Origin of the sequence: Streptomyces actinomycinicus (assembly GCF_016741775.1) — a bacterium.
GTDB lineage: Bacteria > Actinomycetota > Actinomycetes > Streptomycetales > Streptomycetaceae > Streptomyces > Streptomyces actinomycinicus.
This window is the reverse complement of the sequence record NZ_JAERRK010000001.1, coordinates 437,564-452,295: the sequence shown is the minus strand read 5'-3', so window position 1 is coordinate 452,295 and position 14,732 is coordinate 437,564. Positions and strand designations below refer to the sequence as shown.

Below are 14,732 nucleotides of genomic sequence, written 5' to 3'. Positions count from 1 at the left end.
GTTGTTCCGCCCGGTTCCCCTGGCGACGACGTAAACATTACAGGCCCGGGGACGCAGCACCAAATCGGTTTCAGCCTCGCACCGATATGGCAGCTAATGTCGGCTTCATGACCGTGATCACGCCGTCCGCAGGCCGCCGCCGGGTCACGGTCGCCCTGGTGGTGTGCCTGGTGTCCTTCACGGCGTTCTGGGCCGCACAGCGGGCCGCGCACGTGTCGATGATCGATCTGATGGTCTACCGGGCCGAGGGCGCCGTCGTGTGCGCCGGCGGCGACCTGTACGCCCTGCGGGCGACGGCGGCCCGGCTGCCCTCCACCTACCCGCCCTTCGCCGCCCTGCTGTTCGCCCCGCTGCCCCTGCTGGACGTCGCGCTCCTGCGCGCGCTGGCGACGACAGCCAACCTCGTGCTGCTGGTGCTGTTCGTGCGGCTGTCGCTGAAACTCGTCGGCTCCGCGCGCGTGGAGACCGTCTGGTGGGCCGCGGCGGTCGCCGTCTGGTGCGAGCCGGTCTGGACGACACTGCGCTACGGCCAGGTCAACCTGCTGCTGGCCGTCCTGGTGCTGTGGGACCTCACCCGCAGGCCCGCCGGAGGGTACGACCGCTGGACGGGGATGGGTCTGGGGCTGGCCGCAGCGGTCAAGCTGACGCCCGCGCTGTTCCCGGTGTTCCTGCTCGCCACGGGCCTCGCGGCCCGGCTGACAGGCCGGGACGGGGCCCCGTGGCTGCGGCACGCGCGCGGGGCGGCCCTCGCGTTCGCCGGGGCGACCCTGCTCGCGGCGGCCGTCCTGCCGCACGACTCGTGGCGGTTCTGGACAGACGTCCTCTTCCGGACGGACCGGGTCGGCCGTGCGGAGGAGGCCGCCAACCAGGCCCTGCGCGGCGTCCTGTCCCGCGTTCTGCACACGGCCGACCCGGGTGCCCTCTGGATCGTCTGCGCGGCCCTGGCGGCCGTCCTGGGCCTCGCGGTGGCCGTACGGGCGGAGTTGCGGGGGCGGCACGCGTGGGCGGTGTGCGCGTGCGCGTTCACCGCCCTGCTGGTCAGCCCGGTGTCCTGGACTCACCACTGGGTGTGGTGCGTGCCGCTGGTGCTGCTCCTGTGGACGCGCGGGCACCGGGCGGCGGCCCTGGGCACGCTGCTGGTCTTCTGGTCGTACGCCCCGTGGTGGGTGCCGCACGGCGACGGGCGGCCCGAACTGCGGCTCGAAGGAGCGGAATTGACGCTCTCGGCCCTCTACGGAGGAGCAGGCGCCCTCTTCCTGGCGGTGACCCGGACATCGTTGCCGAGAACCCGGTCCGCCACGCTCGGCGTCAAGCCGTGACGAACTGGTAGAACCGCTTGAGCGTGCAGTGCTCCTCCAGGAGCCGGCCGTAGATCGGCTCGCCCTCCAGTTCCCGGTACGTCTCGATCGGGTCGCCTTTTATGATCAGCGCCCGCGCGCATTCCTCGCACCAGTACTGGTAATCGGGATTGATCGGCTCCATGTCGCGGACGATCGGGGTGCCGCTCCCGCACCAGTCGCACTTTCGCCTGTGTGCACCCATCGATCAGCTCCAGCTGTGGCCGCAGGCCGTGCACACGTAGGAGATTCCGCCGTTGTCGCCGAGAACTTGCGCCACGTGCGCGGAACCACAGGAAGGGCAGCTCAGCCGGGTGGTCGTACCCCGTATCAACGCTGCACCGAGGAGGTGGCCGCCCTCCTCAAGGATGCTCGCAGGCATCGCTACTCCCTCCCGTCGGGCCGCGCCCCCTTCCGGCCGTTTGATTCTGCCACGGCCGGACCAATACGGTCAGCGACGCCTCAGTACCATTCCGGACACGGCCCCCACCGCAGCGGTTCCGGCCAGCGCCCGGACGCATACGGAGAACGCCTGCGCAGAGCTATACGACCCCGGCGCCGCGAATGACTCAAGCCGGTTCAGGAACAGTGTGCCGAAAACAGCCACGCCGATCAGCTGACCGAGCTGAGCAACGGTCGCCGGCAGCCCACCGGGGGGCGTGATGAGCGGGGCGCCGCCGCGCCGGGCGTGCCCGGACTCGTAGCCGCAGAACAGGGCGAAGAGCACCAGGGCCGCGGCCGGCGACAGCCAGGACCACAGCGGCCAGTCCTGGCGGTGGGCGAGCTGCGGATGACCTCGCAGTCACTGTCCGTCGACGGGATGCCCGAGTGCCGGATCGTGGTCTACACGCCGGAGGACGCGGAGACGGGCGAGAAGGTGGCGGCACTCGGAGAGCGCAGAGAGCAGCTGGGGCCTCCGGCGAGGCCACAGTTCACCGGAAGCGTCCTGCGGTGAAAACGAAAAATCCCGCCCCCTGAGGGGGCGGGACCTTCATCACCGATCTTTGACACTCAATCGAGTGTCGATCAGTGGAGCTAAGGAGAATTGAACTCCTGACCTCCTGCATGCCATGCAGGCGCTCTACCAACTGAGCTATAGCCCCTCGTGCCACGCGACCGGAGCCGCGTGTCTCGTTTCGCCCCGCTCGGCGGGGCGAACAAGAAGAACTTTAGCCTGTGACCTGCCGGAAAGTGAAATCCGGGGTCCTGTGGCGTGCGGGACGGTCAGTCGTCGTCGCCGAGGACGGGCTCCGGGAGGGTGCCCGCGTTGTGCTCCAGCAGCCGCCAGCCGCGGGCGCCTGCGCCGAGCACGGACCAGCAGCAGTTGGACAGGCCGCCGAGGCTCTCCCAGGCCCGGGCCTCCAGGCCGAGGAGCCGGCCGATGGTGGTGCGGATGGTGCCGCCGTGGCTGACGACGACCAGGGTGCCGTCCTCCGGCAGCTTCTCGGCGTGCCGCAGCACGACGGGAGCGGCGCGGTCGGCGACCTCGGTCTCCAGCTCACCACCGCCGCGGCGGACCGGCTCACCGCGCTTCCAGGCGGCGTACTCCTCGCCGTGGCGGGCGATGATCTCGTCGTGCGTCAGCCCCTGCCAGACGCCCGCGTAGGTCTCACGCAGGCCCTCCTCGCGGGTGACGTCGAGGCCGGTGAGGGCGGCCAGCTCGGCGGCCGTGTGCGCGGCACGCCGGAGGTCCGAGGAGATGATCGCGTCGGGCCGCAGGGAGGCGAGCAGCCGGGCGGCGCGGCGGGCCTGGCCGATGCCCATCTCGGTCAGTTCCACGTCGGTGGAGCCCTGGAAGCGGCGTTCCACGTTCCAGGAGGTCTGGCCGTGCCGCCACAGGATGATGCGGCGGCCCCGGTCCTTGCGGTCGGTCACCTCTCCTGTGGCGCTCATCACCACACCCCGCCCGGCTCCTGGTCGGCCTCGGCCTCCTGCAGCCGGGCGTGTTCCTCACCCTTGCCGCGGGTGGCCTTGGCGTCGGCGGGCAGCTCGATCTCGGGGCAGTCCTTCCACAGCCGCTCCAGGGCGTAGAAGACCCGCTCCTCGCTGTGCTGCACGTGGACGACGATGTCGACGTAGTCGAGCAGAACCCAGCGGGCCTCGCGGTCGCCCTCGCGGCGGACCGGCTTGGCGCCGAGTTCCTTCTGCAGGCGCTCCTCGATCTCGTCGACGATGGCCTTGACCTGGCGGTCGTTCGGCGCGGATGCCAGCAGGAAGGCGTCCGTGATCGACAGCACGTCGCTGACGTCGTAGGCGATGACGTCGTGGGCGAGCTTGTCGGCCGCCGCCTGGGCGGCGGTGTTGATGAGCTCAAGGGAACGGTCGGTGGCGGTCACTACACGGCTTTCCGTCGGCGGTCTTTTGACCTCAAGGGTCTCACGGACCGCCGGGCGCACCCCACGTGATTTCGTGGGGTGCGCGGTCCCTCCGGGGCGGAGGGGGGTCTCCGCTCAGGAGGAGGACGGCTTGTAGTCGCCTCCGAGGACCACCGAGACATCGGCGCCGGAGGAGACGGTGCCCTTGGTCACAGAGGTCGCGGGCAGGCCGAGGGTCTTGGCGACCTCGGTGGCGTTCGCCTTGTGGGCGGCGTCGGCGTAGATCACCTGCGAGGTGGCCCGGGAGCCGGAGGCGCTGCCGCCTTCCAGGAAGGTGAAGCCGCCGTTGAGGAGTACGACGCGGGCCTTCTCGGTGTCGTCCTTCACGCCGGTGGCGTTCTGCACCGAGACCCGGACCGCGGAGCCTGCGTCGGGGCTCTTGGCGGTGCCGCCGAGGATGTCCTTCACCACGCTGTCGCCGGTCTGCGCGGTCAGTGTGCCGTCGGACTGCACGGGCAGCAGGGCGGTCTTGTAGTCGCCGCTCTTGGCGAGGTCGGCGAGCTTGGCGAGGAAGGCGCCGAGGTCCTTGTCGGTGAGCGGCGGGTCGAGGATCTGCGCGAGCGTCTGCACGGTGACGGTGGCCGAGGAGGGGTCGGAGGAGACCTTGCGCAGCACGCCCTGCATGACCTGGCCGAACCGCTCCAGCTGGGCGTTCTGCGCCTCGCCGGCGGCCCGGTAGGTGGCGTAGGCGACGGCCATCTTGCCGCTCAGGGTCTGGCCCCGGCCCTTGTGGACGAGGGGCGCGGTGCCCTTCTTCTTGGCGGCGGGGTCGGGTACGTCGGCGTCGGTGTCGATCTCGATGTTGCCGACGAGGTCGACGAGGTTCTGCAGGTAGGGGGTGTCGAGCCGCCAGGTGCCCTGGATGCTGGTGCCGAGGACGGTGTCGAGCTGGTCGCGGGTGCCGGAGGCGCCGTCGTCGTCCACGGACTTGGCGAGCGTCGTGGTGGAACCGTCTTCGCCGGTCAGCCCGAGGGAGTTGGGCAGCAGGACGGTGGTGCCCTGCTTGGTGGTGGTGTTGTCGACGAGCAGCGCCGTGGAGGTGCCGCCCTTGGCGGTGTTGTGCAGGTGGACGACGATCACGTCGCGTTTCTGGGCGCTGACGGGGGTGCCGGTGCCGGGCTTGCCGTCGGAGGAGGACAGGCCGGGCAGTTCTCCGGCGTACCAGAGGTAGCCGACGCCGCCGACGGCGACGAGGGCGAGGACGACGAGCAGGGCGACGATCCGGCTGCGGGCGCGGCGACGGGCCTCCTCGCGGCGCTCGGTGCGGTTCTCCGTGAACTTCAGCCAGTCGATGACGTCCTCGGAGTCGCCGTCCGGTTCCTCGACGAAGGCGAACTGCTCGGTGCGGTAGTCGCGTTCGCCCGCGGCGGGCTCGGGGTCCTGCGGAGTGCGCGGGTGGTCCTCGGCGGGGCCGGCCTGCTGGGGGATGTAGGCGGTCTGCTCGGCGACCCGGGGCTGCTGCCCGCTGGTCGCCGCCTGCCCGTAGGGGTCGTGGCCGGTGTCCTGGCCGCCGGTGGCGTACGGGTCGTACGGCGTCCGGGAGCCGTAGGGGTCGTAGCCGGCCTCGGGCCGGCCGGAGGCGTAGGCGTGCGGCTGACTGCCGGTGGCGTAGGGGTCGTAGTCGTAGCCCTGCTGCGGGGCGTACGGGTCGTAGGACGCCTGCGGAGCGTGTGGGTCCTGCTGGGCCGGTGCATGGTGCGCCGGGACCTGCCGGTACACGGGCCGGCCGTACTCGTCGTAGCCGACGAGTTCGTACGGGCCGTCCCCGTACCCCGCGTCGTATCGGTCGTTCACCGGTGCCCCTCTCGGCTCACTCGCCGCGGTACAGCTCGCGCTTGTCGATGTAGCGCACGACTCCGTCCGGCACCATGTACCAGATGGGGTCTCCCTTGGCGACTCTCGCACGGCAGCCCGTGGAGGAGATGGCGAGCGCCGGCACCTCGACGAGCGAGACGCCGCCCTCCGGCAGGCCGGGGTCGGTCAGGTGGTGGCCGGGGCGGGTGACACCGATGAAGTGCGCCAGGGAGAACAGTTCTTCCGAGTCGCGCCAGGTCAGCAGCTGGGCGAGGGCGTCCGCGCCGGTGATGAAGAACAGGTCGGTGTCGGGGTTGAGGGCACGCAGGTCGCGCAGGGTGTCCACGGTGTAGGTGGGGCCGCCGCGGTCGATGTCGATGCGGCTGACGGAGAACTGCGGGTTCTCGGCGGTCGCGATCACCGTCATCAGGTAGCGGTCCTCGGCCGGGGAGACCTTGCGGTGGGACTTCTGCCACGGCTGGCCGGTGGGCACGAACACGACCTCGTCCAGGTGGAAGTGCGCGGCGACCTCGCTGGCCGCCACGAGGTGCCCGTGGTGGATCGGGTCGAACGTTCCGCCCATGACGCCGAGGCGCCGCTTGCCCGTGTGGGCAGGGCCGTTGCCCGGTCCGTACTGCGGGTGCTTCACCGTGTCGTCGGCTTTCTCGTGCGCCGGACCGGTAGGCATGTCCTGCTCTCCCATGCGTGCAGACCCTACCGGCCCGGCCTCGGGCGTCCGGCCGGGGACGGGTTCCCCGCTCAGCGGTCGCGGTTGAAGCGGGTGGTGATCCACAGCAGCAGGAGCAGGATGATCAGGGCCCCGCCGCCGGTGACGGCCGGGTTCAGGCTGTTGTGGTTTCCGCCGTGCGGCTCGCCCTCGGCGGCGAGGGTGACCAACTGGGCTGCGGCGCTGTGGAAGCTCATCTTCGGCAGGACCTATCGCGTGTGGGCGGGATAAAGATGTCGGCTCATCGTATGCGGGCGGCGTCGCGGCGATCACGCCGACTCCGCCGTTGGGACGGACGGCGCCGGTGGGCCGCTCGCGGCGGCGCTTGCTCCGCAGCGGCCGGCGGGGAACCTTCGCCGTGCGTCAGTCGTCCTTCCGCTTGTAGCCGCGCAGCAGGAACCAGGCGGTCAGTACACAGCCGAGGACCATCACGACGATGACGACGCGGAGCAGGTTTCCCGTCCCGTGCTGCTGGACGGCGCTCGTGGCGGCCTCGCTCAGCCAGGAGGCTGTGGGGTGGTGCTCCATGACGCGGACTCCTTCGGGTGTACTGCTCGTCCACGGTATCTCGGCCTAGGCTGGGCCCCGCCTCGGGGGCACAGGGCACTCACACGCACATGGGGGAAGACATGTCCGACGACGGCCACCAGCACACCGGGCACGAGAGCGTGCCGAGCAGGCAGCGCAGGCGCTTCCCCGGTATCTCCTCACGGGCGTACGAGCACCCGGCCGACCGCTCGGCCCTGGTGGCGCTGCGCAAGCTGAGCGGGTTCGACACCGTCTTCAAGGCGCTCAGCGGGCTGCTTCCGGAGCGGAGCCTGAGGCTGCTGTTCCTGTCCGACTCGGTGCGGGTCTCCGAGCGGCAGTTCTCGCACCTGCACGACATGCTGCTGGACGCCTGTTACATCCTGGACCTGGAGAAGGTCCCGCCGATGTACGTCACGCAGGACCCGCAGCCGAACGCGATGTGCATCGGGCTGGACGAGCCGGTCATCGTGGTCACCACGGGGCTGGTGGAGCTGCTCGACGAGGAGGAGATGCGGGCGGTCGTCGGGCACGAGGTGGGGCACGCCCTGTCCGGGCACTCGGTCTACCGCACGGTCCTGCTGTTCCTGACGAGCCTCGCGCTGAAGGTCGCCTGGATCCCGCTGGGCAATCTGGCGATCATGGCCATCGTCACGGCGCTGCGGGAGTGGTTCCGCAAGTCCGAGTTGTCCGCCGACCGGGCCGGGCTGCTGGTGGGCCAGGACGTCCGGGCCTCGATGCGGGGCCTGATGAAGATGGCGGGCGGCAACCACCTGCACGAGATGAACGTGGACGCGTTCCTGGAGCAGGCCGAGGAGTACGAGGCCGGGGGTGACCTGCGCGACTCGGTGCTGAAGATCCTGAACGTGCTGCCCCGCTCGCACCCGTTCGCCACCATCCGGGCGGCCGAGCTGAAGAAGTGGGCCGAGTCTCGTGATCACCAGCGGATCATGGACGGGCACTACCCGCGGCGCAGCGAGGACAAGGACACCTCCGTCAGCGACTCCTTCCGCGAGTCGGCGGCCAGCTACGCGAGCGACGTGAAGACCTCCAAGGACCCGCTGATGAAGCTGGTCACCGATCTCGCGGGTGGCGCGGGGGACCTGGGCGGCCGGGTCCGGCGCGGCTTCGACGGCTTCAAGAACCCGCCGCCCGGCAAGGGGGGCACGACCGGCGGGGACGACGAGTAGGGACCGACCGGCGAGGACCGGGTGAGGCCCCGCCCACCTGCGCTCCCACGCTCACACCTTCGGCTGGGCTCCGGCGGCCAGCGTCCCGCACAGGGCCGTCGCACCGTCGGTCTCGTAGGGGTCGGTGCCCGCCGGGCCGCCCGACCTGGCCGTCTGGCCGGCCAGGAGGGGGCGGAGGTAGGACGTGGAGTCCTCGGCGCAGGCGAGGGGACCTGCCAGGACGTAGGACGTGACCAGCTGGACCTGGTGGGTGCGCAGGTCGTCGTGGTCGAAGCGGAACGTCAGCTCGCGGCGGACCGTGAACAGGGAGGCGGGGGCGTCGGCGGTGGCACCGGTGGGGCGCAGGGCGTAGACGAAGGTGTGGTCCGCGGTGACCTCGAGCATCGCCGAGCCGGTCTCCGAGACGTGCATGCTGCCCTGGACGCGGATCCGGTCGTCGGCGAGCTGGGCCCGGGCGGGGTCGAGGCGGACGACCCAGCCCGTGGGTGCGTGCCGGCCGTCCGCGGCGGGGTGGTCGAAGCTCTGGTCGAACTGGTCGAGCTGGTCGGAGTCGAGCAGGGCCCGGGCGGGGTGCACGTCGCGGCCGGTCAGCACCTCGGGGTAGAGCGCGGAGCGGACGATGTAGTCCTTGACGGTGGTCAGCGCGGTGACCACCTGGCTGTCGGAGAAGTGGGCGGTGCTGCGGGAGGCGGGCAGCGGGATGCCCTCGGCGCCGACCTCGTACGGGGCGGCGGGGCTGCGGGCGTACAGCTTCTCGGCGTCGGCGGTGCCGGGCACCTTGCCCTGCGGGGCGAGCGGGATGACGGTCATCCGCAGGGGCTCCACGGTGCGCCGGGACTGCGGGGGGCTGTAGTTCTGGCGGACGCCCATGTAGATCGCGGTGCCGAAGGCGACGGCGATCAGTACGGCGAGGATCAGGAGCTGCCGGGTCAGTGCGCGGTGCAGGGGCGGGCGGCGGCGCACGGCGGGAGCGTGGTCGGTCATCCGCTCGGCGGCGGAGTACTCCTGGAGGCGGGCAGCGCGGACGAACGACTCGTCGAACACGACGGATCGGTATTCGTCCTCAGCACCGCCGGGGCCGCCCTCGGGTGTCCCCTCCGGTGGGTCTCCAGGCCCGCCCATACCTTCAGAGTAGGTCTCGGGGGCCTCAGGTAAACGCCCCGCCGTGCGACAACTTCTGACAGGTTCTCACCAAGCGCGGGCGGTTGTTCAGGGGGCGGGCGGGATGGCCGAGACGGTCGGCCGGGGGTGGTCGGCGGAGGCGCCGGGAGCGGAGGCGCCACCCTGTTCCAGGCCGGTCGAGGTGGTGGCGGGGACCCGGTCGCGGGTGCCCGAGGAGCCTCCCCGGTAGACGGCGGCGAAGGCGAGGGCGACCATGCCTATGCCCATCACGACGGCGAGGACCCAGGCCACGGGACGGTGCCAGCGGATCTGCTTGCCGAAGGGGCCGTGGTGGTCGCCGAGGACGTAGGTGTCGTCGAGTTCGTCGTCGTCCGGATCTTGGCCGAATTCGCCGCTCTCGGGGCCGTAGCCGTCCTCGTAGCGCTCGCTCCGTGCGTGGGCTCGGCGGGCCTCCGCCTCGGAGGCCTCGGCTCTGGCCTGCGCGGCGGCCAGGAGACGTTCGACGGCGGTCGGCTCGTGGACCGGGGCCGCCTGCACGAAGGCCTCGTCGAAGACCACGGAGGCGAACTCTTCGTCCGACACCCCGCGGTCGTGGTCGTCGTCGGGCTCCCAGCCGTCAGGGAACGGCGTGCCCCCCACGTCCTCCGGCACGGGTCCAGAGTAGACCTGGGGGGTCAATTTGGGCAGACGGTATGGAAATTCGTCTGCCTGGTGAGACGCCTTTCGGCCGCGGCGCCGTGCGCCCGTGCCTCGGCCGAACGGGTGGGGATCAGCGGCGTACGTGCCCGTCGCCGGTGACGATGTACTTCGTGCTGGTCAGCTCCGGCAGGCCCATCGGGCCGCGGGCGTGCAGCTTCTGGGTGGAGATGCCGATCTCGGCGCCGAAGCCGAACTGGCCGCCGTCGGTGAAGCGGGTGGAGGTGTTCACGGCGACGGTGGTGGAGTCGACCAGCTGGGTGAAGCGGCGGGCGGCCTGCTGGGAGGTGGTGACGATGGCCTCGGTGTGGCCGGAGGTCCACAGCCGGATGTGCTCGACGGCCTTGTCGAGGGAGTCGACGACGGCGGCGGCGATGTCGTAGGAGAGGTACTCGGTCTCCCAGTCCTCGGCGGTCGCCTCGACCACGGTGGCCTTGGAGTCCTTGGCGTAGGCCATGACCCGCTCGTCGGCGTGGACGGTGACGCCGGCCTCGGCGAGGGCGTCCAGGGCGCGCGGCAGGAACTCGGCGGCGATGTCCTGGTGGACCAGGAGGGTCTCGGCGGCGTTGCAGACGCTGACCCGCTGGGCCTTGGAGTTGATCAGGACCTCGACGGCCATGTCGATGTCGGCCCGGGCGTCGACGTAGACGTGGCAGTTGCCGGTGCCGGTCTCGATCACGGGGACGGTGGACTCGTTGACCACGGTCTGGATCAGGGAGGCGCCGCCGCGCGGGATGAGGACGTCGACCAGGCCGCGGGCGCGCATCAGCTCACGCACGGAGTCGCGGCTCTCGCCGGGGACCAGCTGGACGGCGTCGGCGGGCAGCCCGGCGCCGCCGACGGCGTCCCTGATCACGCGGACGAGGGCGCTGTTCGACTCGTAGGCGGAGGCGGATCCGCGCAGCAGCACGGCGTTGCCGGACTTCAGGCAGAGGGCGGCGGCGTCGACGGTGACGTTCGGGCGGGCCTCGTAGATGATGCCGACGACGCCGAGCGGGACACGGACCTGGCGCAGGTCGATGCCGTTGGGGAGGGTGGAGCCGCGGACGACCTCGCCGACCGGGTCGGGCAGCTTCGCGACGTCGCGGACGTCGGAGGCGATGGCGCGGACCCGCTCGGGGGTGAGGGTGAGCCGGTCGACGATGGCCTCGCTGGTGCCGCTCTCCCGGGCCTTGGCCACGTCCTTGGCGTTGACCTCGACGATCTCGGCGGTCCGGACCTCCAGGGCGTCGGCGATGGCGAGCAGCGCGTCGTCCTTCACGGCGCGCGGGAGCGGCGCGAGGTCGGCGGCGGCGGCCTTGGCCCGGTAGGCGGCCTGGGTGACCGGGGACATCGAGTCGTACGGCGAGAGCGAGGTCATGAGGGAAGGGTAGTGCGCGGGGCGGGGCGGTTCAGCGGTCGTCCCACACCCCGAGACATCACAAAAGGGTTGAACTCACCGGCCGGCCCCCGGCACCCCGCACCCGACGCCGCACACCTGACGCCGCACACCTGACACCCCACGGCCCGCGCCCGCAGGCTCAGAAGGGATGTACTCCCACCGGCGTGGCCGGCCGTGGCCCGTAGCCCTCCGCAATGCGGTAGTGGTAGGTCTCGCGGTCGATGACCTCCAGGCCGACGATCTCCCAGGGCGGCAGGCCCGCGCTCTGCCGGTGCTCGCCCCACAGGCGCAGCGCGACGGCCGCGGCGTCGTGCAGGTCGCGGGCCTCTTCCCAGTACCGGATCTCCGCGTGATCGGTCGCGTATCTGCTGGTCAGCAGGAAGGGGTGGTCGTGAGCAAGCTGTTCCAGGGCCCGCCGCAGCTCGGACAGGGGGACCTTCTCCCCGGAGACGCTGAGGGTGATGTGCCACAGCCGGGGCAGGTCCGTGGGCTCCTCATAGGTGTCCCCGGCCGCGACGCTCGTCAGAGCACCGCGGGACGCCGCCCCAGGGCGCACTCGTCTCACGACGGCCTCCTTCACGCATGACTCGCATGCCCTCGCATGGCCCCTTGACGGAACGTGTCCCTTCAACATGTCCCGAGACAAAGTTGAGCAGGCCGCAGGGCTCCGCGTGGCGGTTTTACGGAACGTCCCCCACCGGGGTCGTTCCTTGCGCCCCGTTTTACGAGTGGTCTTGCGAGTGCCGGGTGTGCAGGAGCACGAGGTCGTCCCTGTGTACGACCTCGCGTTCGTACGCGGGCCCCAGCTCGCGGGCCAGCTCGCGGGTCGAACGCCCGATCAGCCGGGGGATCTCCCTGGCGTCGAAGTTGACGAGCCCCCGGGCCACCGGGCGGCCCGTCGCGTCCCGCAGCTCCACGGGGTCGCCGGCGCTGAACTCGCCCTCCACGGTGGCGATTCCGGCGGGCAGCAGCGATTTGCGCCCCTTCACGACCGCGTCCACCGCGCCGTCGTCCAGGGTCAGGGCGCCCTGCGGGGTGGAGGCGTGCTGGAGCCACAGGAGGCGGTCCGCGGAGCGCTTGCCGGTGGGGTGGAAGTAGGTGCCCGTGTCGCCGCCGGCGAGCGCGTCGGCGGCGTGGACGGCGCTGGTCAGCACCACCGGGATGCCGGCGGCGGCGGCGATGGCGGCGGCCTCGACCTTGGTGGCCATGCCGCCGGTGCCGACGCCCGCCTTGCCCGCACTGCCGATCTCGACGCCGGCGAGGTCCTCCGGGCCCTTCACTTCCGCTATCCGGGAGGTGCCGGGCTTGCTGGGGTCACCGTCGTAGACGCCGTCGACGTCGGAGAGGAGGACGAGCAGGTCGGCGTGGACGAGGTGGGCGACGAGGGCGGCGAGACGGTCGTTGTCGCCGAAGCGGATCTCGTCGGTGGCGACGGTGTCGTTCTCGTTGACGATCGGGAAGGCACCCATGGCGAGCAGCTTGTCGAGGGTGCGGGAGGCGTTGCGGTGGTGGGCGCGTCGGCTCATGTCGTCGCTGGTGAGCAGCACCTGGCCGACGCGGACGCCGTAGCGGGCGAAGGAGGCGGTGTAGCGGGCGACGAGCAGGCCCTGGCCCACGCTGGCGGCGGCCTGCTGGCGGGCGAGGTCCTTGGGGCGGCGGCGCAGGCCCAGCGGGGCGAGGCCGGCGGCGATGGCGCCGGAGGAGACGAGGACGATCTCCTTCTCTCCCCCGCTGCGAAGCTTGGCGAGGACGTCGACGAGTGCGTCGACGCGGTCGGCGTCCAGGCCGCCCGCGGCGGTCGTCAGCGACGAGGAGCCCACCTTGACGACGATCCTGCGGGCCTCGCCCACGGCCTGCCTTGCCCTTGCCACCGTGTCCTCTGTCCCCTCGCGCGCACTGCCGGCTGCCTCTGCGGCAATCTACGCGAAGCGGATCGGTCGGTGCGCACCGGTCCAGCTCCCGGACAGGCGGTGCGTAGTCGTTCCCTCACCGTTCGCGTACGGCAAAAAGGTTGTGTTGGTTGCTTGTAGAAATTAAATCCTGTCCCAACATAAGTTGAACTTTGTGTCACCTACCGTTCGCCCCGTTCGCCCCGTGCAGCGCATTCTGCTGCGCTCGGGCAAGAGCCCGTACGACGTGCTGTCCGTCGAGGAAGCACTCCACCGGGACGTCATCGCCACCAACTCCGGCAACCTGATCTTCAGCGACGCCGCGCACAAGATCCTGCAGACGCCGGAGACCGAGGTCGTCTCCAACGGCATGGGTACGGACCTGTCGGCCGCGGCCCGGATCAACGAGGAGTTCGACGCGTTCGTCGTGCCGCTCGCCAACGCCTTCCGGCCGTCGTTCGAGGGCCGGCTGAAGCGGCTGACCCGGTTGATCGGCAAGCTGCGGATCCCCGTGGTGGTGCTGGGCGTCGGTGCGCAGACCGGGCTGAGCTACGACCCGGCGCGGCTGAAGCCGATGGAGCAGACGGTGCGCGAGTTCTGCGCGGCGGTGCTGGATCACAGTGCCTCGATCGGGGTGCGCGGTGAGTTCACCGAGCAGTACCTGCGGGACATGGGCTTCCGCGACGTGGAGGTCATCGGCTGCCCGTCGCTGTTCCTGTACGGCCGCGAGCTGGACGTGCGCAAGAAGGTGCCCGAGCTGACCGCGGAGGCACGGATCGCGGTGAACGGTTCGCACAGCGCGGTGCAGAAGCAGGGCCTGGACCGGATCATCGCCCGGGCCCACGCCCGCCACCCGAACCTGTGCTTCATCGGACAGAACCTCAGCGACGCACGGCAGTTGCACTGGCGCGACCTCAGCGACCCGAACGCCCGGGTCACGGCGATGCCGACGCACCCGGAGCACCCGATGTACCGGGAGGGCAAGGCGCGGGTGTACGTCGATCCGGTCACCTGGATCGACGACCTGCGGTCGTACGACTTCTCCTTCGGCTCCCGCATCCACGGCAACATCGCGGCGCTGCTGGCGGGGACGCCCGCGACGGTGCTGTGCGGGGACTCGCGCACGCTGGAGCTGTGCCGGTACTTCGAGATCCCGCACCGCCGGCTGAACGAGGTCGCCAAGGACCCCGAGGCGGCGGATCCGGTCCGGCTGTACGAGCAGGCGGACCTGAGCGGGCTGGTCGGCGGCCATGCGGAGCGCTTCGACCGGTTCGTGCGGTTCCTGGACAAGAACGGACTGCGGAACACCTTCACGCACGGCGACGGCGGCGCGGCTTTCGAGCAGCGGATGCGTTCGCTGGCGTTCCCGCCGGGCATCCAGCCGTGGAACGAGACCGATCTCGCCTCGCTGAGCAGCCGGTTCGGCTGGCTGCACACCCAGGTGAGCGAGCTGAGCCAGGACAACGCCCAGTTGCGGCGGGAGCTGGCGAAGGCGCAGAAGGTGAAGCAGAAGGCCGCGGCGGCGATACCGGCCCCCGCAGCGTCCGTCTACCGCCGCGCCCGGCGCGTGGTGGGCCGTCCCCTGCGGCGCGCGCTGCAGTCGGGCCGGTAACGGCCCCCTCCGGCGACCTGACGGGTCCCGACCACCTCCGGCCGGGACCCGTCACCGCATGGGCAGACATCCCGGGGCGACAGC

General features: G+C 71.1%; 16 protein-coding genes and 1 tRNA gene. 4 read left to right on the top strand and 13 right to left on the bottom strand.

The window, feature by feature from the left end; translation table 11 throughout:
• Positions 1–107 precede the first annotated feature (107 nt).
• On the top strand, positions 108–1,319 hold the full coding sequence (locus JK359_RS02040; protein WP_236677123.1) for a glycosyltransferase 87 family protein: 1,212 nt from the start codon (positions 108–110) through the stop codon (positions 1,317–1,319).
• On the opposite strand, the gene JK359_RS02035 is transcribed toward JK359_RS02040, so the two are convergent.
• A complete protein-coding gene (locus JK359_RS02035; protein WP_030653820.1) occupies positions 1,309–1,542 on the bottom strand; it encodes a hypothetical protein in 234 nt (77 codons plus the stop codon). The two genes, JK359_RS02040 and JK359_RS02035, sit on opposite strands and share 11 nt — an antisense overlap.
• A gap of 585 nt (positions 1,543–2,127) precedes the next feature.
• Here JK359_RS02035 and JK359_RS02030 point away from each other — a divergent pair.
• On the top strand, positions 2,128–2,292 hold the full coding sequence (locus tag JK359_RS02030; protein WP_372445333.1) for a hypothetical protein: 165 nt from the start codon (positions 2,128–2,130) through the stop codon (positions 2,290–2,292).
• Between the two features lie 75 nt (positions 2,293–2,367).
• Here JK359_RS02030 and JK359_RS02025 read toward each other — a convergent pair.
• From JK359_RS02025 to JK359_RS01995, 7 genes are all read right to left on the bottom strand, one after another.
• A tRNA-Ala gene (locus JK359_RS02025) sits at positions 2,368–2,440 on the bottom strand.
• Positions 2,441–2,561: 121 nt separating this feature from the next.
• On the bottom strand, positions 2,562–3,230 hold the full coding sequence (locus JK359_RS02020; RefSeq protein ID WP_201830934.1) for a histidine phosphatase family protein: 669 nt from the start codon (positions 3,228–3,230) through the stop codon (positions 2,562–2,564).
• Positions 3,230–3,673 (bottom strand): ribosome silencing factor, encoded by a 444-nt coding sequence (rsfS, locus tag JK359_RS02015; protein ID WP_201830933.1) that lies wholly within the window; start codon positions 3,671–3,673, stop codon positions 3,230–3,232. Before rsfS ends, JK359_RS02020 begins: the two co-directional genes overlap by 1 nt.
• 114 nt (positions 3,674–3,787) lie before the next feature.
• Complete coding sequence (locus tag JK359_RS02010; RefSeq protein ID WP_201830927.1) at positions 3,788–5,506, bottom strand: LCP family protein; 1,719 nt, start codon at positions 5,504–5,506, stop codon at positions 3,788–3,790.
• Between the two features lie 16 nt (positions 5,507–5,522).
• Positions 5,523–6,209, bottom strand: coding sequence for a nicotinate-nucleotide adenylyltransferase (gene nadD / locus JK359_RS02005; RefSeq protein ID WP_201830925.1), 687 nt, complete (start codon positions 6,207–6,209; stop codon positions 5,523–5,525).
• 56 nt (positions 6,210–6,265) lie between these two features.
• Positions 6,266–6,430 carry a hypothetical protein gene (locus JK359_RS02000; protein WP_201830923.1) on the bottom strand — a complete coding sequence of 55 codons (165 nt, stop codon included), beginning with the start codon at positions 6,428–6,430 and terminating at the stop codon, positions 6,266–6,268.
• A gap of 166 nt (positions 6,431–6,596) precedes the next feature.
• Positions 6,597–6,761, bottom strand: coding sequence for a hypothetical protein (locus tag JK359_RS01995; RefSeq protein WP_201830921.1), 165 nt, complete (start codon positions 6,759–6,761; stop codon positions 6,597–6,599).
• 101 nt (positions 6,762–6,862) lie between these two features.
• Between JK359_RS01995 and JK359_RS01990 the strand changes: the two genes are divergently transcribed.
• A complete protein-coding gene (locus JK359_RS01990) occupies positions 6,863–7,948 on the top strand; it encodes a M48 family metallopeptidase (RefSeq protein ID WP_201830919.1) in 1,086 nt (361 codons plus the stop codon).
• A 51-nt stretch (positions 7,949–7,999) separates the two neighbouring features.
• Here JK359_RS01990 and JK359_RS01985 read toward each other — a convergent pair whose 3' ends face one another.
• From JK359_RS01985 to proB, 5 genes are all read right to left on the bottom strand, one after another.
• Complete coding sequence (locus JK359_RS01985) at positions 8,000–9,070, bottom strand: SCO2583 family membrane protein (protein ID WP_201830917.1); 1,071 nt, start codon at positions 9,068–9,070, stop codon at positions 8,000–8,002.
• A gap of 87 nt (positions 9,071–9,157) precedes the next feature.
• Positions 9,158–9,721 carry an SCO2584 family spore wall biosynthesis protein gene (locus JK359_RS01980; RefSeq protein WP_307787933.1) on the bottom strand — a complete coding sequence of 188 codons (564 nt, stop codon included), beginning with the start codon at positions 9,719–9,721 and terminating at the stop codon, positions 9,158–9,160.
• A 118-nt stretch (positions 9,722–9,839) separates the two neighbouring features.
• Positions 9,840–11,126 carry a glutamate-5-semialdehyde dehydrogenase gene (locus JK359_RS01975; RefSeq protein ID WP_201830913.1) on the bottom strand — a complete coding sequence of 429 codons (1,287 nt, stop codon included), beginning with the start codon at positions 11,124–11,126 and terminating at the stop codon, positions 9,840–9,842.
• Positions 11,127–11,286: 160 nt separating this feature from the next.
• A complete protein-coding gene (locus tag JK359_RS01970; RefSeq protein ID WP_201830912.1) occupies positions 11,287–11,712 on the bottom strand; it encodes a DUF8830 family protein in 426 nt (141 codons plus the stop codon).
• A 157-nt stretch (positions 11,713–11,869) separates the two neighbouring features.
• The gene (proB, locus tag JK359_RS01965; protein WP_201831652.1) at positions 11,870–12,997 is read right to left on the bottom strand and encodes a glutamate 5-kinase; all 1,128 of its coding nucleotides are present in this window, start codon (positions 12,995–12,997) and stop codon (positions 11,870–11,872) included.
• 244 nt (positions 12,998–13,241) lie between these two features.
• Between proB and JK359_RS01960 the strand changes: the two genes are divergently transcribed.
• Positions 13,242–14,648: a polysaccharide pyruvyl transferase family protein gene (locus JK359_RS01960; RefSeq protein WP_201830911.1), complete on the top strand. Its 1,407-nt coding sequence runs from the start codon at positions 13,242–13,244 to the stop codon at positions 14,646–14,648.
• Positions 14,649–14,732 lie beyond the last annotated feature (84 nt).